The 18,584-nt window shown below is 43.7% G+C and carries 17 protein-coding genes; 4 read left to right on the top strand and 13 right to left on the bottom strand.

Features of this window, described 5'->3' with window-relative positions; genetic code table 11:
* Positions 1 to 38: 38 nt before the first annotated feature.
* Both BM415_RS03200 and pdaA read right to left on the bottom strand, forming a co-directional pair.
* Entirely contained in the window at positions 39 to 1,166 is a 1,128-nt protein-coding gene (locus BM415_RS03200; protein ID WP_091154519.1) for a glycoside hydrolase family 88/105 protein, read from the bottom strand.
* 240 nt (positions 1,167 to 1,406) lie between these two features.
* Positions 1,407 to 2,183, bottom strand: coding sequence for a delta-lactam-biosynthetic de-N-acetylase (pdaA, locus tag BM415_RS03195; protein WP_091154516.1), 777 nt, complete (start codon positions 2,181 to 2,183; stop codon positions 1,407 to 1,409).
* 169 nt (positions 2,184 to 2,352) lie between these two features.
* On the opposite strand from pdaA, the gene cysC reads away from it, so the two are divergent.
* On the top strand, positions 2,353 to 2,946 hold the full coding sequence (cysC, locus tag BM415_RS03190; RefSeq protein WP_348272300.1) for an adenylyl-sulfate kinase: 594 nt from the start codon (positions 2,353 to 2,355) through the stop codon (positions 2,944 to 2,946).
* Between the two features lie 39 nt (positions 2,947 to 2,985).
* Here cysC and BM415_RS03185 read toward each other — a convergent pair whose 3' ends face one another.
* The 9 genes from BM415_RS03185 to thrC all read right to left on the bottom strand — a co-directional run bounded on the left by BM415_RS03185 (position 2,986) and on the right by thrC (position 12,878).
* Positions 2,986 to 4,797 (bottom strand): ABC transporter ATP-binding protein, encoded by a 1,812-nt coding sequence (locus BM415_RS03185; RefSeq protein ID WP_170862352.1) that lies wholly within the window; start codon positions 4,795 to 4,797, stop codon positions 2,986 to 2,988.
* Positions 4,784 to 5,959, bottom strand: coding sequence for a nucleotidyltransferase domain-containing protein (locus BM415_RS03180; protein WP_170862351.1), 1,176 nt, complete (start codon positions 5,957 to 5,959; stop codon positions 4,784 to 4,786). The genes BM415_RS03185 and BM415_RS03180 overlap by 14 nt, the downstream gene beginning before the upstream one ends.
* An 8-nt stretch (positions 5,960 to 5,967) precedes the next feature.
* Positions 5,968 to 6,447, bottom strand: coding sequence for a lasso peptide biosynthesis B2 protein (locus BM415_RS03175; RefSeq protein ID WP_244533126.1), 480 nt, complete (start codon positions 6,445 to 6,447; stop codon positions 5,968 to 5,970).
* Between the two features lies 1 nt (position 6,448).
* Entirely contained in the window at positions 6,449 to 6,742 is a 294-nt protein-coding gene (locus tag BM415_RS03170) for a lasso peptide biosynthesis PqqD family chaperone (protein ID WP_091154507.1), read from the bottom strand.
* Positions 6,739 to 7,677, bottom strand: a complete 939-nt coding sequence (locus BM415_RS03165; protein ID WP_091154506.1) for a hypothetical protein — start codon at positions 7,675 to 7,677, stop codon at positions 6,739 to 6,741. The genes BM415_RS03170 and BM415_RS03165 overlap by 4 nt, the downstream gene beginning before the upstream one ends.
* A 136-nt stretch (positions 7,678 to 7,813) precedes the next feature.
* Complete coding sequence (locus BM415_RS24635) at positions 7,814 to 7,948, bottom strand: paeninodin family lasso peptide (RefSeq protein ID WP_139236942.1); 135 nt, start codon at positions 7,946 to 7,948, stop codon at positions 7,814 to 7,816.
* A 52-nt stretch (positions 7,949 to 8,000) separates the two neighbouring features.
* On the bottom strand, positions 8,001 to 9,929 hold the full coding sequence (locus tag BM415_RS03160; RefSeq protein WP_091154503.1) for an asparagine synthase-related protein: 1,929 nt from the start codon (positions 9,927 to 9,929) through the stop codon (positions 8,001 to 8,003).
* Positions 9,926 to 11,203, bottom strand: coding sequence for a sulfotransferase family protein (locus tag BM415_RS03155; protein WP_170862350.1), 1,278 nt, complete (start codon positions 11,201 to 11,203; stop codon positions 9,926 to 9,928). The genes BM415_RS03160 and BM415_RS03155 overlap by 4 nt, the downstream gene beginning before the upstream one ends.
* A 271-nt stretch (positions 11,204 to 11,474) precedes the next feature.
* Entirely contained in the window at positions 11,475 to 12,878 is a 1,404-nt protein-coding gene (thrC, locus tag BM415_RS03150; RefSeq protein ID WP_091154499.1) for a threonine synthase, read from the bottom strand.
* Between the two features lie 257 nt (positions 12,879 to 13,135).
* Here thrC and yhbH point away from each other — a divergent pair, with 257 nt between their 5' ends.
* The 3 genes from yhbH to BM415_RS03135 all read left to right on the top strand — a co-directional run bounded on the left by yhbH (position 13,136) and on the right by BM415_RS03135 (position 16,483).
* Positions 13,136 to 14,302: a sporulation protein YhbH gene (yhbH, locus tag BM415_RS03145; protein ID WP_091154497.1), complete on the top strand. Its 1,167-nt coding sequence runs from the start codon at positions 13,136 to 13,138 to the stop codon at positions 14,300 to 14,302.
* The gene (locus BM415_RS03140; protein WP_091154495.1) at positions 14,299 to 15,738 is read left to right on the top strand and encodes a SpoVR family protein; all 1,440 of its coding nucleotides are present in this window, start codon (positions 14,299 to 14,301) and stop codon (positions 15,736 to 15,738) included. Before yhbH ends, BM415_RS03140 begins: the two co-directional genes overlap by 4 nt.
* Before the next feature lie 193 nt (positions 15,739 to 15,931).
* A complete protein-coding gene (locus BM415_RS03135; RefSeq protein ID WP_091154493.1) occupies positions 15,932 to 16,483 on the top strand; it encodes an SEC-C domain-containing protein in 552 nt (183 codons plus the stop codon).
* A 55-nt stretch (positions 16,484 to 16,538) separates the two neighbouring features.
* Here BM415_RS03135 and BM415_RS03130 read toward each other — a convergent pair whose 3' ends face one another.
* Together BM415_RS03130 and BM415_RS03125 are read right to left on the bottom strand one after the other, a co-directional pair.
* A complete protein-coding gene (locus tag BM415_RS03130; protein WP_091154490.1) occupies positions 16,539 to 17,195 on the bottom strand; it encodes a hypothetical protein in 657 nt (218 codons plus the stop codon).
* A 319-nt stretch (positions 17,196 to 17,514) separates the two neighbouring features.
* The gene (locus BM415_RS03125) at positions 17,515 to 18,522 is read right to left on the bottom strand and encodes a LacI family DNA-binding transcriptional regulator (RefSeq protein ID WP_091154489.1); all 1,008 of its coding nucleotides are present in this window, start codon (positions 18,520 to 18,522) and stop codon (positions 17,515 to 17,517) included.
* Positions 18,523 to 18,584: the final 62 nt, after the last annotated feature.

Here is an 18,584-nt window from a genome sequence, read left to right as displayed (position 1 = left end):
GCCCTGCATCTTTTGCAGGGTCTTCTCTTTCTTTTGTTCTATACTGTGACTTCGGTCATTTGCGCCTCAATCTCCAGACATGCCATTACAAAGGGCGCTAATCCCTTCGGATCATCCGTACGCAGCGGTTCTCCAATATAGTATTCGAATGATCCATCCCTATACGGCTGTCCACCAAGACCGGCTACCTTGCATATGCCTTCCAATGCGTATGAACCATCCTCACGTGCTTTAACAAACTGGCGGACTATTCCTTCATGTCCCTTTCGAGCAGCTTCCAGTGCATGATTGCCCAAATAACCGAGACGAGCCCCTTTTGATAGTGCACATACAAACATTGAAGATGCCGACGCCTCCAAGTAGTTGCCTTCCTGTTCAGGTAGATTCAGCACTTGGTACCATAAGCCAGTCGTTGTATCCTGCACCTTCATGATCGCCTCGCATACCCGATAGAATATTCCGATGACTTCGCCGCGTTTAGGATGATCTAAGGGCAGTGTATCCAGTACATCGGTTATCGCCATTACATACCACCCGAGAGCCCTCCCCCAAAAGTGCGGTGAGCAGCCTGTAGCATCATCGGCCCAAGCCTGTTCCCTGCTTTCATCATAAGCATGATATAGTAATCCAGTGTCAGGATCACGTGATACTCTTTCCATCAACAAAATTTCATGCACAGCCTCGTCAAACCATTCATTTGCACCATTTAGATCTGCATAAGCCGTCATCAACGGACAAGTCATATAAACGCCGTCCAGCCACATTTGAAATGGATAGATCTTCTTATGCCATAATCCTCCTTCAGCCGTACGTGGATGGCTTCTAAGCTGTGTCATAAGGTGCTCAATCGCGATTCGGTATTTCTCTTCACCTGTTTCTTCATACAGCGTAAACAGCGTCTTCCCTTGATTTAACTGATCGACATTGTATTCATTCATTCGATATGTAAGAATATGGCCATTATCCTGAATGAATAGGTCCATGTTTGTTTTGAGGTAATCAAAATAGATTGGATCGTTCGTAGCCCGCCATACTCGTTCAACAGCCGTCATAATGCAGCCATTTTCATAATTCCAGTGTAGTCTTGAATGAAAATCTCCCCATGGCAATTGCTTGTTACGGTTCATGAATGAATCCAATATCCGAGTAGACCAAATGATATCCAAACGGTTTCCCTCCCATGATTTTTATTCATGATTCATCTTCGACTGGATGAGTTCAAGCATTGAATTTTACTTTTTAACTATATAATGGGAATAAAGCGTATACAAGGTTAAATATGCAAAAGCATGATCCCGCTCTACAATCGCATAAAAAACCGCTGACCTTATTTATGCTGATCAGCGGTGAATGAAGCCCTCTAAATAGGTTGAGATTGTCAGTTTGGATGAGATTCGCCTTTGGCTTCAGTATGTCTTGGTTTTTAATTCATCCAAGCTTTTGAACGTATACCCTTGAGCTCTCGCAGCATCAATGATGGAGCCAAGTGCCTCTGTATTGTCCTTTGAAACAGAGTGCAGCAGAATAACAGCACCAGGATGCAGCTGCTTTATGACTTGATCATAAGCATACTGCGAGCCTTTCTGAACATTCGTATCCCAATCCTTATATGCTATGGACCAAAATACATCCGTGTATCCGAGACCACGGCTTACTTCAAGCGTCCGGTCGCTAAATATTCCCCGAGGCGGGCGGAGATATGGATACTCTTTGCCTGTAAGCCTCTTCGTTTCTTCCTTTACTTGATCCAGCTCGATCTTAATCTTCTCGTTCGAAGTTACCGTGAGGTCGGGATGGCTCCAGGAATGATTCCCAACAATGTGTCCTTCTTGACTCATCCTCCGAACAAGGTCTGGCTTGTCTTTCAGATAATGACCTGTTACAAAAAAGGCGGCAGGCACCTTCTTCTCTTTTAACACATCCAGGATTGCAGGCGTATAGCCATTCTCGTACCCATTATCGAAGGTGAGATACAATTCTTTTTGCTTCGTATCTCCCATAAAAATAGCGCCGTGCTTCTCTAAAATATGTTTAAAGCCTTCCTCGTTAATGGAAGCCGATTGTCCGTCCTTACTCTTCTTAAACCCAAAATGAAATGCATCCTTCACTGAGGAAGCGTGTACCATCTGTGTCCCCGAAATGAGGATTGCGATTATCGTGCCCAAGATGAGCAACTTCTTCATTTGTTATCTGCCCCTTTTTTTCAAATTGATCTAGCCCAATTCACTTGAGTGATATCGTACGAACACAGCAGGCATACTTCATTCGCTTGCTGTTACTTTAAGTAATATAAGCAGATATTTATATTTTTATGTAGTATTTTGCTAATTCCTTTCATCCGTTATAATCAAATTGAAGAAAACTATATTGCTTCAAAAATACATATTTTCTAAGGAGAGAAGGGCCTTGTCTATTAATAGGAATCCGCGAGTAATTTGGCTTACAGGCCTATCTGGATCTGGCAAAACGACACTTGCTTCCCATCTGGAATCAGTTTGGAAGAGAGAAGGGATTCCCTGCTACGTGCTGGACGGAGATCAAGTACGCCGCGGCTTGAACCGCGACTTGGGATTCAGCCCAGAAGACCGCAGGGAGAATTTAAGAAGAATCGCAGAGGTGTCTAAGCTATTTCTAGATTCGGGTACCCATATCATTGCAGCGTTTATCTCTCCACATGAACAAGATCGGGAAATGGTGAAATCCATGTTTGGCCCTGGGGAATTTGTGGAAGTGTATGTGAAATGTTCTGTTGAAGTCTGTGAACAGCGAGATCCTAAGGGATTATACCAAAAAGCAAACCGCGGCGAAATTCCGAATTTCACCGGCATATCCGCCGGATACGACATACCAAACAAGCCCGATATCATCATTGATACCGAGCTTCAAGATGTAGAGCTGTCCATTTCATTACTAGTAGCCGCGTTACAAAGACATGCACTTGCCTAATTACTTCTCATATTTCAACTTATGACTGGAGCATCTTGATTACAAAGATGCTCTCGTCTGATAAGACAGCAATTGACCGAAAGCACCTTCTGCATCTGTAGATAGCCCATCATATGCTCCTTGCTGCATCACTCTGCCGCCTTCAAGCACGATGACCTGATCTGCGCCTTGGATCGTAGTCAAACGGTGTGCAATGACGACGATTGTCATCCGTCCCTGCAGCGCCTTAAGCGCTTCTTGTATGGTTAATTCATTCTCTCCATCCAGTGCGCTAGTTGCTTCATCTAATATAAGAATGGCCGGCTTACGCAAAATCGCTCTTGCGAGCACAATCCTCTGCCTCTCTCCTCCAGATAATCTGACTCCCCGATCTCCGATGATGGTATCCAGCCCTTGAGGCAAATCTATAACAAAATCAGCGGCGGCAAATCGCAGCGATTCCCACAGCTCCTCCTCCGTTGCATCCCGCTTGACCAGAAGAAGATTCTCCCGAATCGATGTATGAAACAAGAAAGGCTCTTGCGAAACATAACTGATTGACTGTCGCCAAGCTCGCAGCCTCGATTCCTCCAAAGGAGCTTCATCCAGGCGAATTGTTCCTTTTGTCGGCTGAATCAACCCCATGAGCAGATCAATAAATGTACTTTTCCCTGCACCTGAACGTCCCACAATAGCGGTCATACCGTTTACCGGAATAACAGTATCTACGTGCTGCAGCGCATCTTGCGTTTGTCCTGGATATCGATAGAATACATCATCACAGCGAATTCCTGTCTTCAAAGCAATCGGCTTGATATCAGTACCGCTCATCGAAGTCTCCATGCTGCTTGTTTCCAAAGCCTGCTCACATTCGTTTTGAAGCTGCAACAAGCTCCGGAAGGCAGGAATCAACGAACCGATATACTCCAGACTGGTTTGGATCATGGAGAACCGGGGCCATAATCTGGAGAATATGACAATCATCAATAACAAATGCTCAGCACGATAAGAAAACAGGTTAAGGGATGCATACACAAACAAAGCAATAATGACCGCCGCAGCGATTCTATAAATCAATTGTGTCGCAGAATTAAGACGAATGTAAGACACCATGTTATGCTCCATTCGCTTGCATAAGGCTCTAAAGCCTGTTTCATGCTGCTGCTCCAAATTGTTGCTCTTAATATCTTTCATCCCGTTAAAATGCTCTACGATCTCAGACATGTACTGTTGAGACAGATCGGAAGTGCGATCCCCCAATGCTTTGGCTTTGCGTATAAACGGCCGGAGGACCATAAACAGAACGACTCCAAAACCTAATATCATCAGAGTTAATTCAACGGATAGCCAAAAGGCAAACCCAATCTGAATGACCGTAAATATGACCGACGCCGTAAGCTGAATTAAGACGTTCGTTCCTTGGCTCACACGCGCCAGCTCAGATGTGAGGATATGGTTAAAGTCCGATTTTTTCTTCGTCAAAAAAAGCTCCCATTTGGAATAAATTAATAGTCTATACGTTTCATAACGCAATGTATGTATAAAATTTTGCTGGATTTGAGAGCTGAGAATGTTCTGATTACGCTGCATCAAAGCCTGAATTGTCAATATGACTACAAAAATAAGTAGTACAAGCAGAAGCTGTGATTGCTGCGGTACGAAGCCAAGCAGACCGGTGACCCATTCCAGCGGGACCGAATCATTCAAACCGGAATCCAATATATTAATTGCAGATAGCATGGGAACCAGCATATAGATTCCGAACCCTTCCAATATACTGATAATGACCATGAACAAGATGCTGGCGATCAGCTTGGGACCTGTAATGGAGTACAGCTTCTTTAGATAGGTTCGAAGTTCAATCATATTCATGTCTCCCTTTGAGAACCACACGCTGCCTGATTCGGCGCCACATCCATAGAAACGGGCGCAAAGGTATATATAGAAAATGCAGCTTCCGGGGTAACGGCAGCATTTGAGCATCCATCGGACCCGGATACAGCCTCCCTAGCAGCATGATCATTCGACGTTTAGGAGATTTGATCTGCTTCAGATAATTCATTCCTGTTTCTTTATCAGGCTCTTCAAGGATCAAATTCAATGCATATTCCGCTAATTTTATTGAATGGGCATGCTCCGCAAGCTCTCTCATTTTAAGTGTAAGCGGCGTTTTCAGTAATTTTGAACACAACAAGTAAGCTTGCCCCGTATAGAATTTGCTTTCATGCAGTTCTGCATAATACTCAAAATTATCAAAGGTATTGTCCTTACGTATTATGAGATCGATATCCATCAGCCAACGAAGTCTAAACCATCCATGTCTTGCCCCATGACTGACAAGATACATGAATAGATCTTCTTTGCCCAGATAAGATACCTCATGTCCAACTAAAGTTATCGTTTGTCTTCTATTCCACAATTCTTGAAATGTAATGTCCTTCGCCCCGGATGGATTAAGCTTCCAATGCACCTCGATCTGGGTTCTATGCTCCGGATGAAACATTGAAATATGATGGTCCTTCCACTTCCAGCCTTCCATAATAAAGGGGGTGTCATACTTTTTGGTATAACCTGCTTCTTCTAAAGCGATCAGGGATGCATCAACATCACCAATGTTGACCAGTAAGTCAAGATCCTTGGAGGTTCGATGCGCTAGGTCGCCATATAGTTCATAGGATAGAACCGGCCCTTTTAACAACATCACCTTAATATTTTGTTGTTCCAAGGCTGCTGTCACTCGCTCCATCTCGGCCGTCAGCCTCATCATATAAAATGTGTTATGTCTCACTGCCTTCTGAAGTTGATCCATTACGCCCAACGGGACTACATCGCGCAGTGAATGCAAACGTGTATAAATAAGCGGGTATATGCGGTGATGGTAAATTAATCTACTAAATTCGTTCCAATCTATTGTTCCGACCTCATATCTTTCCCGGATTTCCTGATCTGTTATACGATCCTCTGCAAGTAACTCACACATAAATTGAAATTCCATTGCTGCTCCGGCAAAAATACTATTGTTTAGATCTTTCATGAATTTCATCACCCTCTGACTTCACTCTCGTTCAGCTTTTTATTAGAGAACATCCCTACGACCGTATATTTTTCGATTCCGTCTGCTCCGGCTACATACATCGGGCCACTCCGAAGCCAAGCATGCGCATTCATTCCCCCGCTTTCGTTACGTGCAACACCAAGATAAAGCGTACTTTCAATGTTGCGCCTTTTCAGCATCCTCATCCCAGCAATACTGGTTACGAGACACTCACTCCTCCAAGGCGTATGTTTAGCCGTCATATCAATGGCCTTGGCAACCCTCAGCCGTACCGGATCCAAAACGGAGCTTTGATCATATGATGTTTCTTCATTTTCACAACCTAACATCTGAGCAGCTTTTGAGAAGGGCCGCAGGTTAATCACTCTCGCATAGGCCAAATAAAAGAAAGCCTCTATGATCAGTTTTCTCATGGCAGGCTTTTGCTTGGTGAAAGAGCGAAGTAATAAAGTTTTGCTCCGCATCATATTAAACCTCTTTTTGTTTAATAAGTCCTTCCTTTAGGAGGGAATTCATGAATAGCTCTACCTGTTGACTACATGTAGATTGATCTACCGAATATTCAGTGGATAAGGTCTTAACAATTCCTGAAATCGTATTGCCTTCAGCAAGCAATTCCCAAATACGTCCACCTGTACGGCCCAAATTAAAATACTTTCCTGACTGAATGGACATCATCACTTTATCACCATTCATATCACTGACAACATGTCCTTCTTTATGAATATAGTAGACATCTTGTAATATCGTTTCTAATTTCATCTGATCATCCTCACTCCTCTTTCAATGGTCTGCAGCACAGTATTGACGAGTTGCTCAATTGTTATGGAATTCTTTGGACGATGCAGTCGACACAATTCTACTTGACTTGCAATCTCTGTCACCTTGTTAAAATGCCACTGCATACTTTGTATTCTCTTGACAAGAGGCAACCGATAAGTATGCGCTTGGAGCAACTGAATGCCCTCGAGGGAAGATACAGGATGCAACTGTACATCTGGCTGCTCTGAAGCAATAAGCTCATATACACCTGCTAATGGCAGTTTAACTTGGCTAAAGTCCTTTTTCCTTGGAACTGCATACTTCCATTCGTCCTTAATTACGCTGAGTCCATCGGAATTCATGGTTAGCAGGTCAAGACTCAATGCATTAAGTTTTTGCTGGGGATATGCTGGAGAAACCTTAAGTATAGATTGATCCGTACATACAGCAATGACATCGTCACTAATAAGTCTATAACCTCTATTTACAAAAGCCGCAGATAACGTTGATTTGCCTGCACCCGATTCTCCGACAAAAGCAAATGCATATCCTTCCACAGCTACTGCGCTGCCATGTAGAGGTAATATATTACGCTGGAGTAACAATACGCCCATACAAGTTCCTAACAAATATAACCTGACTCTGGATAGATCACTGTCTTTATGCGGCATCACCGTCACAGCTCTGCCTTGTACTACCTGAAACGCTCCTACTTCAGGAATTTGAAATAAAAATTGATCATCCCTGCTTTGAAAGTTCTGTTCAGCCAATCTCCAGTCAATGCATACAGAGGACAAGTCTCCAAACTGAATAGTCACATCAATGTTTTCCTCTCCCGAAACTACGGAAGGAGTCAGTTCAGGAAGCGGCAATTCACTTTGAATGGTTAATCCAAAAGCTAAATAGGCGGATACAGCTGGTTTATCTTGTAACATGTAATCCTCCTAATTCATCTATTTAATAAGCTATTCTAAATCGGTTTACAGCTATCAACGAAAGCAGGTCTATCGTTCTCGCTGATAGCTGTAAGCTGTCAGTATGCATAAGTAAAAATGACTCCATTAATTCATATTAGCTAGGATCGTACAAATCTGCATCATGCTCGGAAATCCAGTCAATTTGTCTGAATCCAGTTCCTTGCTTAGTTTCACTCATATCAAGAACTTCTAGGCTAGGTACTTGCCATTCCATTTTATTGGTATGCATTCCTCTCACCTCCTTTCAATAATTTCGGATACACAGCTCAATTTACAAGAGGTTAGAATTGCTGTAAAAAACGATAAACAATCAGGCTGTGCATCAGCATTCGAACCTCAGGATCCCATGCAAGTTCTAGACGAGGATTATTCAGCTTAGTAATACCTTTGAGAATCTGGTCTATATTTAAGTAACCTGAGATGGAATTGTCATTAGTCATCCTTTTTAGCTCTGATACCCATATGTCCCATTCCGGCATAATTCGATAAATCCAATCCGCAGGCTGAACTCCTCTTATCGTCTGATTGAGTCTCACGTTATCCGGCAAGTAATTCACAGTGGAGCGACGCAGCAGAGCGCGATCTCGCCCCTTTTGAACATATTGCTCGAGTGGAACGGATAGACAGTAACGAACAACTCTCGGATCGTTGGTTGGATCCCGCTCAATAAGTCCATAACGCATAGACAATTTAGTAGCCATCGCCCCATTCTTGTTGGCAACGGCCAAGTTATTTATATTTTCTTTTCGTGCAGCTAATGCGTTAATATACATAGTTTCTTTATTTACAACGTATGGCTTCATTTGACGATGCATTTCCATCTTTCTGGCAAATTCCGGATGGATCAATTCAGGCATCTTGACTGTTTCCCCTGCTACCGCACGCTGCCTGCGAAGCATTGGAAATGCCTTCCTCCCGATAATAGGCAGCAGCTTCCCGTGCGGCACCTCTGCCAGACGGCTATATTGCTGAACTTCCCTCGCAAGGTGAACCAGCTTGCCTCTCCTCAATAAATGAGCGTAGTAGTCCAAGGCCGGTCCCCACGAAATCGTAAAGTTCCCCATAGCCCCAGTAAGCATTACGCCTACTCCCTGCTCCTGTGCACGTTCATAAAATCCGCGAATCCAGAATGAATTTTCAAAAAATTTGTAGGGGGTCTCCATAATGTCCAGCCAGTCATTCACTTCCGTCAACGGACTTTTGCCTGCAAAATTCATATAGTTCTCTCGAATATTCCCTACAAAATTCACTGTGGATTGAATGTAAGGCGTTTCATCTGCAATTAAACGGCTGGATGTCCAATCTTCAAACCCAGATACGGGTACATAGCTGTATGCATGAAGCTCCTTGCCGCCGGCTTTCAGCATCGGTGAGGCAAAGCTCGCAACCGTTCCTGAATCGAGTCCACCGCTGAGGGCAGTACCCACTTGCTTATACGTTCTTATTCTTGCTCGGACAGCCTGGTCAAACACTTCTCGAAAGGCCTCTTCATATTCTCCATCCGTCTTCAAATACAGCGGCTCTACTTCTTCAAAATTACTATATTGCCGTAATTCTACTCCATGCCTGCTTACCTTGATCCAATGTGCAGCCGGAATTTGCCTTACATTGCGATACGCAGTGGCATGAACGTCATACGATTCATACATTCCTCGGATCGTAAGAAATTCCGCCAGCCATTGCTCGTTTAACTCTTTGTTGAAATACGGCATCTTGAATAGTGGGGTCATAGAGCTGCAGAACGCAAAATGTACAGCATCATCAATATAGTAGAAGGACCTGCGTCCCGACTCATCACGTGCGCCGAACAATTGATCCTTCTTTGGATCCCAAATCATAAATACATAATCACCCAATAAATGCTTCGGAGCTTCCTCTCCCCACTTCACATAGGCTTCGAGTATTAATTGGCTGTCCGAAATGGTCATTCGCTCTTTGTGAGGAATCAGCAGCTTGTCAAACAGCTCACTGCGATTATCGATAATCGCATCCGCAGTGATGCTTATATCACGCCTTTCATCATATAGAGGCAGCACTTCATGGACGGACTCTGGGGTCACCCACTGCATATGGCAGCTAAAAAACACATGAGCATCACTCCACGAATGAATACGATCCCACTTATATTTTGTTAAATATGCTCCTGCGGGGTCCATATCTTCAGGCAAGATCGGTTCTCTTCGGGAAAAGCATCCCATGATGGCGCTCATGATTTCCCCTCCCTTCCAGACAAGTACCCCTGAGCCCAAGTTGATAGCCGGTTCCCAAACGGAAGTATGGATTTAATTCGATCCAGCTTGCTTCTTAGCTGGATCAGCTGCTTTTCAATATGGTTCTTCTCCATATAGCTCTTCGTTAATCTGTTCTCCAGCAGCCTGACTCTCGTTTCAAGCTGAGCGATCTGGATGGAAGCCTGCCTGTGGTCACTTATCTGGTTTATCTGCATAGCCTCTAATTCCAGACCATCGACTGCTTCAATTAGCGGCGACCCCGTATCGGAAGTGCTTGTGCTTAATTCATAATCCGGCTTCCATGTATAACCGCTCGACTTCAGAAATTGTTCTTCAATCCGCTCAATGGTCGCTTCATCAGGCGAGAGCTCATACCTCACGCCCGTCATCCGCTGTGCCTCTTCCAGTTCTTCCGAGTACCCAAGATCATGAAATATTTGTGCTCCCAGCACTCGGCAATAGGCATCAACCTCATCAGGGCGAAGCTGATCTTTCCATGCGTCAATGGACTGCACATGTGCATGTGTATGATTCAACAAGAAGGGATCTCCTGCTCCCATGCTGTAAAAAAGATCTGCTTTTTCTTCGCTTACCGGATTGCCGTACTTTTCCATTCCTTCTCGATAAGGAATGCCGATGAACTCGCACAGCATGCTTAATTGTTGTTCAGGCTGGCGTACGAGCTCCTCATATTTGATCTTATAAGAATATGCGGTTTCACCCTTGAAATACGTTGCGTAGCGGAACAGCCCGGCTGTAAGGTCTACGATCTTCATTCCAGGAACGGGCTGCTTGAGATCTTCGATCAGTGAAAATGCTTCTCCGCTGAATGCATTGACTTTCTTGTAGGAGGCAGCTACAGACAACGGGTTGCGAAATAATCCGATTCTTTTCGATTCAGGAAATACGGCATCCAGAAACTCTAGCAATATATAATATCTTGGCGACTTATCTATGATTTTGCTGGCGCCATTCAGATTTAATAATCCTTCATATATTTCAATTCCGAAGCTGCGGGCTGCTCTATGAAATAGCTCTTCTGAAACAATTCCATTATAGAATTGACGAATAATTCCTGTACCTCCGTAGGGGCGTACAGGCGCTAATTGCAAATCCGCAAGTGAGAGCAAATACCACATCTCCTGTGCGGCGTAGACTTCCTCATGGTTCTGCAGCATCACTGTCGTGAGTGAGCTTCCGCTTCTGGGCGTACACAGCAAAAATACGAGTTGATCATCACGGAAATGCTTCAAATGCTGCGTCTCCTTTCCGACAAATAACTGTAGATTATTTGTTGATGTGTGCATCTATCTTAAAATAATGATACTTTATGTATTATTAAACCTACTTTATGATACAATTTGTATCATGTCAATGCTTTATTTTTCATCCTTTTTCACAGTTGTATTTTCATATCTCGTTTCACAAACAAAAAAAGTCTGCTCCCAAGATATTATCTTCGGAAACAGACTTTTATGCTTATGCTTCTCTTCATAATTATGAAAAAATAATGTATTTCAACGATTATTTGTTATAGAAAGGAACAAGCTCTGCCACAACAGCATCAAGCTTTCCATCCACAAGCTTCTTCCGTGTAGGCAGATCCGAAAGTTTCGCGATCTGCTCGGGGAAGTTCTGCTCAATACCGCACAGCTCAATGGCTTCATTAAACTTGGCTGGATGTGCTGTAGCTAGCGACACTACCACTTCCTGCTCTTTTGTCGTTTGCTCAGCTGCCCTTACACCGCAAGCCGAATGAGGATCTAGCAGATAGGTCGTTTGCTCATGATATTTCTTGATCGTATCCAGACATTCTTCACCAAGCACTCCATAGGCTGCAAATTCCTGCTGTACTTTCGCCAGCACATCTTCCGGAATTTGAATTTGACCCTTCTCTTGGAAAGACTTCATATATTCTTCCGTCTGAGCAGCATCCTCTCCCAGAACGTAATACAAATAACGCTCAAAGTTGCTAGCGACCTGAATATCCATAGATGGACTGTAGGTCGTATGGAATTGATCCGGCTTATACAGCCCTTTGTTAACAAACTGCTCAAGAATGTTATTCTCATTCGTCGCCAATATGAGCTTGCCCACGGGAAGACCCATCCGGGATGCGAGATACCCTGCAAAAATGTCACCAAAGTTTCCTGTCGGAACACTGAAATGAAGCGGTGAACCCTTTAGTTCCGGACGCTCGTCTGTCACCCGGAAATAGGCATAGAAGTAGTAAACCGTCTGAGCGAGAATTCGCACAATATTTATAGAATTAATTGCACAGAGATGATGCTCCTGCTTGAATTCTACATCCGCAAACAGCTGCTTAATCATACGCTGGCAGTCGTCAAAATTCCCTTCGACGGAAAGGTTCAATACATTGTCGTCCTGCACTGTCGTCATCTGCAGCTCTTGAACCCTGCTGACCTTACCATTTGGATGCAGAATGCAGATATTGATGCCTTCTTTTCCTCGAACCCCTTCAATCGCTGATGCACCGGTGTCCCCTGAGGTTGCTCCGAGAATATTAATCTGTTTATTGTATTTGCGTGCGACATAAGTATATAGATTGCCCATCAGCTGCAGAGCAACATCTTTGAACGCAAAGGTAGGCCCATGGAACAACTCAAGCAAATATATTTGATCCGTCAGCTTACGAACAGGTGTAACAGCTTCATCACGGAATGTGCTGTAGCTCGCATACACCATTTCTTTCAGTTCGGCTTCCGGAATTTCTTCATTCGTATAGTAGGAGAAAATTTCGAGCATGAGATCTTGAAAGGATAGATTCCGCCATGCCTCCAGCTGTTCTGTCGATAACGAAGGTATCGTGCTTGGTACAAGCAGACCTCCGTCCGTAGCCAGCCCCATTAGAAATGCATCAATGAAGCCAACCCCGTTTACATGTCCTCGAGTACTATGATATTGCATCTATTTCCCTCCTGCATTATGGACCCAATTCTCGTTTCACTGGACCTCTACTTTTTCTTTTTAACCATAATACTACTATCTTGGATAAAAGCGAATCTTTTTCTAACAAAAATCGTCAATACCATGGCATCTTGAAAAAAAAGTTTCGATATATTCTTTATTTATTATATATGTCATCACATAACGTCCCTGCCCGTGAATATACATAATTTACAGCAGGCCAAACTGTGCCGCGTAATCCAAGGGGGGTGCCTAACATGCCAGATTCTCGCCATCCTTACTCGTTTGTCGTCTCCAAAGAAGATTGGTCGCTTCACCGTAAAGGGTACCAAGACCAGCAGCGCCATCAGCAGAAGGTGAAAGAAATCATTAAGCAAAACCTGCCCGATCTCATTACAGAAGAAAACATAATTATGTCCGATGGCAAGCAAATCATCAAGGTTCCAATCCGGAGTCTGGACGAATATCACTTTGTGTACAACTATCAGAAGCAGAAGCATGTCGGCCAGGGTGACGGGGACAGCCAGGTCGGTGATGTAATCGGCCGCGATCCTGCTAGTCAAAAGTCCGGCAAGGGTGAAAAGGCAGGAGATCAGCCTGGTCACGATATCGTTGAAGCTGAGGTCAGTATTGAGGAACTAGAGAACATGCTGTTCTCCGAATTGGAACTGCCGCATTTAAAGCAAAAGGATAAGGAACAAATTGAAACGCATAACATCGTGTTTAACGATATTCGCAAAAAAGGAATGCAATCCAATATTGATAAGAAACGGACCATTCTTGAGAACCTGAGACGGAACGCCACTAGTGGAAATCCAGGCATACACCACATCAGTCCGGATGATCTGCGCTACAAAACCTGGGATGATACTGTAATCCCGCACTCTAATGCTGTCATCATCGCAATGATGGATACCTCCGGCTCTATGGGGTCCTTTGAAAAATACTGTGCGCGCAGCTTCTTCTTCTGGATGACCCGCTTTCTTCGAAAGCAGTATGAAAAGGTAGAAATCGTGTTTGTTGCCCATCATACCGAAGCCAAAGAAGTGACCGAGGAAGAATTTTTCACCCGGGGAGAAAGCGGCGGTACCATCTGCTCCTCTGCTTATATGAAGGCTCTTGAAATTATTGACCGTCGCTATCCTCCTTCAAGCTATAACATTTATCCCTTTCACTTCTCGGATGGAGATAACCTCACCTCTGACAACGAACGCTGTGTGAAGCTCATCGGAGAACTGTTGAAGCGAAGCAATATGTTTGGCTATGGAGAAGTGAACCAATATAACCGCAGCAGTACGCTGATGTCCGCCTATCGTAATATTAAAATGGATCAATTTATGTACTACGTGATCAAGGAGAAGGGCGAAGTCTACAATGCGCTGCGAAACTTTTTCCATAAGAAGGAAGGAGGCAGTGCTTCATGAGCAATGAAATTACAGAACTGGAATATGCTATTGCAGAAATCATGGAAATTGCTGACGGATTTGGGCTTGATTATTATCCGATGCGTTATGAGATCTGCCCTGCCGACATCATATATACTTTCGGAGCCTACGGTATGCCGACTCGATTCAGCCATTGGAGCTTCGGCAAGACGTTTCAAAAGATGAAGATGCAGTATGACTTTGGCTTGAGCAAAATATACGAGCTTGTGATCAACTCCAATCCATGCTATGCCTTCCTGCTGGATGGGAACTCTCTGATTCAGAACAAGCTCATTGTAGCCCATGTGCTTGCACACTGTGATTTTTTCAAAAACAATGCCCGCTTCTCAGCCTCCAACCGCAATATGGTTGAGAGCATGTCAGCGACTGCAGACCGAATCAGCCAGTATGAGCTTGAATACGGTACGGAAGCCGTCGAATCCTTTATTGATGCTGTACTCGCTATTCAGGAGCATGTAGATCCGCAGCTGATCAAGCCTCAGCATCTCGACAAGCAGCGGTACATGGAAATGAAAATGAAGCAGCAAAAAGAAACCAAGGTCATTCGCCCTCCCGGACGATATGACGATATATGGGCCATCGGCGAACCTGCTGAATCAACAGTAGAGCAATCACAGCATAAGGTTCACCACTTTCCTCCCGAACCGGAGAAGGACATCATGTGGTTCATACAGGAATTTTCCGAAACACTAACCGATTGGCAGAGAGACATCATGAGCATGCTTCGTGAAGAGATGCTCTATTTTTGGCCCCAAATGGAGACCAAGATCATGAACGAAGGCTGGGCTTCCTACTGGCATCAACGTATTATACGCGAGCTTGACCTGACAAGTGAAGAAACCGTGGAATATGCCATGCTTAATGCCTCTGTTGTGCAGCCATCGAAGCAAAGCCTGAACCCTTATTATCTCGGAGTCAAAATCTTCGAGGATATCGAACGCCGCTGGGATCACCCGACCCTTGAGGTGCAGGAGCGCTTTGGACGCAAGCCGGGGGAAGGAAGGTCCAAAATGTTTGAGGTTCGCGAGTACGATTCAGACACCTCCTTCATCCGCAACTATATGACAAAGGATTTAGTCGAAGATCTCGACCTGTATGTGTTTGAGAAAAAAGGACCCGAATGGAAAATTACCGACAAGTCTTGGGAAAATATTCGTGATCAACTGATCTATGCCAGAGTCAATGGCGGCTCACCGTACCTTGTCGTGCAAGACGGAGATTATCTTCGTACTGGAGAACTCATGCTTAAACATCAGTACGAAGGCATCGAACTTGACTTGAAATATATGGAACGTACGCTTCCTTACGTATATAGATTATGGGGTCGAACGGTGCATCTTGAAACCATTATCGAAGATAAACCGGTGCAATTTACATTTGATGGAAAAAAGATCTACCGCAAACTGTTAAATTAACACGATTGCCCCGTTTTAAGCCTGTTTTAGCCCATTTTTGGGTTGAAACAGGCTTTTTCATGGAGTACATTGAAATATAGGGGGTATTACATCTAAACCCATTAAAATATGATATAATCTACTTTTGTTAGCGCCTTACATTATTGCGCTCATCATTAGAATCTCTTTGATAGAATTAAAGGAGCGAACGAACTTGATCAACCTAGGTAGAAACGAACCGTGCCACTGCGGCAGTGGCAAGAAATATAAAAAATGTTGCCTCGAGAAAGATAGACAAAAGCAGCGTAATGTAAGGGTAGCCACTTCAGTCGAAGTCATTACCAATCGCCGCCCTGTAACATCCTCAGCAGCTGTATCTGCACCCCCTGCTCCTCTGGTAGCTGATAAGAACCTTCAGGATTCTGTCCTGAACTTTACAGAGATGACTTGGGAACACGATATGCACCTTGAACTTGCTGAATCTGCTATTCCTGCAATCGCAGAAGAGTACAAGCTGAACGAGGAAGAGACAAGTGGACTTGTCTTGCTATGGAACAGCTACAGCAATAGTGAAGCTCCCCGCTATCGTAAGCCAGGAGGTTTTGCTGGTGCATTAGAATATGTCACTGCAACGAAACAAGGTAACACCATTAGTCAATCCGAGCTTGCTGCTAAACACGAAGTATCTGCTACAACCCTCTCCAAGAGCATTGGACAGCTGTCTGAATTCGTAGAAAAAACTTCCTTTGCAAGCCAAAGTGTCTAGAATCGAAGAGTCCGAAAGTGACCTGTTTGAGCAGGTCCTTTCGGATTTATTTTATTTAAAATGCTGTATACATTACTGAATGCGGTTCAAACTCTTCCAGCTCAGAATTATATTGATAGGTAATTACAAGGTCGCCAATATATTGAGTAATGGATTGGGCAACACCGAGCGTTGCCGTCACTGTGCTCCCCTTCACTTCATAATCGACATAATTGCCTACAGATACAGGACCAACATCATCAAATTCTGCACTCATCTGTATGTATTCTTCTGCAGCATCTACGGGATCCTTCATCATGATCTCAATCATCTTCATTCCATCGACGATATGGAGCTGTTCTACATAAACACCTGTTCCATCAGCAGACGTTAAGGATATAATCGCATCTTCTACCCCATCCTGCGTAACATCCATTGCCATTAATTGTGCAGATGCTGTCTCCGAGGCCACGCTTCTCCAAGGAAAGTTAAGATATTTCCCTCCCCATGCCAATATCATTCCCTCATAAATTCCATCTGTTTCTTGTACCGGATACAACGCATTATCGGTGCCAGGCACAACGGCTACTGCATCCATTGCAGGCTCGATTCTAACTTCATCTGTATTCTCTATATTTGAAAGGGAATTCCCCTTATACTCTGCAAACACAAGCGCACTTCCCACAAACATGACACAAGTCAGTAAAATGACTGCTTTTATTAATCTATTCAATGAAAATTTAACTCCTTTATGAAATTAATTCGAATGTGCAAAATTTAAACTTGTCCTTGTCCCATTATATAGCTCCTCTGTACTTATAAGATAGTCATTCTCGTAATAAATGGGTAAATTTCTTGAAAGGTTTATTTTTAATTGGATGAATCAATTTTCATAATACCTTTAGCTGCTTACATCAAGGGTATATATAGATCAAAGATCACATCGAAATAAAAAAACACCTTCTGACCGATCTGCATGAAAAAACTTCATGAGATTGGGTTTAGAAGGTGTTTCCTTGTTTCTATAAAAAAATGTACACAACAGCATTGCTTCAGGCAAGCTTAGCCTTCCCTGTTGTTTGCCTAACGATCAGTTCAGAAGGCTCCATAATCACAGGTGGAGAATAGTCCCGATTCTCTATGAGGGCAATCAAGCATTCAATGGATTTGATGCCGATGGAGTAAATATTTTGATTCACTGTCGTCAAATTCGGCTTGAATACTTGTGCATGATAAGTATTATCAAAGCCTACAACAGAGATATCTTGAGGAACGGACAGTCCATGCTTCTCAATTTCGTGAATTGCCCCAAAAGCGGAGAGATCAGAAGCGCATACAATGCCTGTCGGCGTGTCTTTGAGTGCAAGCAGTCTGCGCATCGCAGCCGCTCCGCCGTCAAATGTATAATCACATACCTCAAGGTAGCTGGTCAGATAAGATAATCCGCAGCTTATTAAGCCTTGTCTGTATCCCTCAAGCCGCATATTAGCAATAGAAGGCCCCAAGGTGCCCGATATGTAGGCTATTTTACGATGACCGAGCTCGTAAAGATGTTTTACACCCTTATGAATTGCATTTTGGTTATCTGTTGTAATATATCCTGCCCGCTTACCAACGATATCCATATCGACAAACATGGTTGGAATATCCGAATGAATCAATTCATCGATGCTGCGATTATCGCGCTCCACTCCAAATACGACAACTCCATCCACATTACGGCTTCGGCAATGCTTAATAAATGAATAATGCGGATCATCAAAACGAGTGGATAAACGAACCAGATCATATCCGCTGTTCTCAAGCGCTGTCTTAATACCTTCTAACAGTTCGGCTACAAATGGATTCGTAAAGGGGACGGTCAACAACACACCTACAGTCCATGATCTTCTTTTTACTAATCCCCTAGCCACCACATTCGGTTGATAGTGCAGCTGCTCAATAGCCAGGTTTACTCTCTTACGTGTCTTGTCACTTACATCGGGATAATCATTCAGCACCTTTGAAACGGTAGCAACTGAGACCCCGGCTTCTTTAGCCACATCATGGATCGATGCCATTTGATCACCTCTACGTTCTCATTATCCTAAATGCATTTGCATGCTGGTTAACTTGGTTTTGT

The organism is Paenibacillus sp. 453mf, assembly GCF_900116105.1.
Lineage (GTDB): Bacteria > Bacillota > Bacilli > Paenibacillales > Paenibacillaceae > Paenibacillus > Paenibacillus provencensis.
Note: the sequence above shows the minus strand (reverse complement) of the source record. Positions and strands in the feature narration are given on the sequence as shown.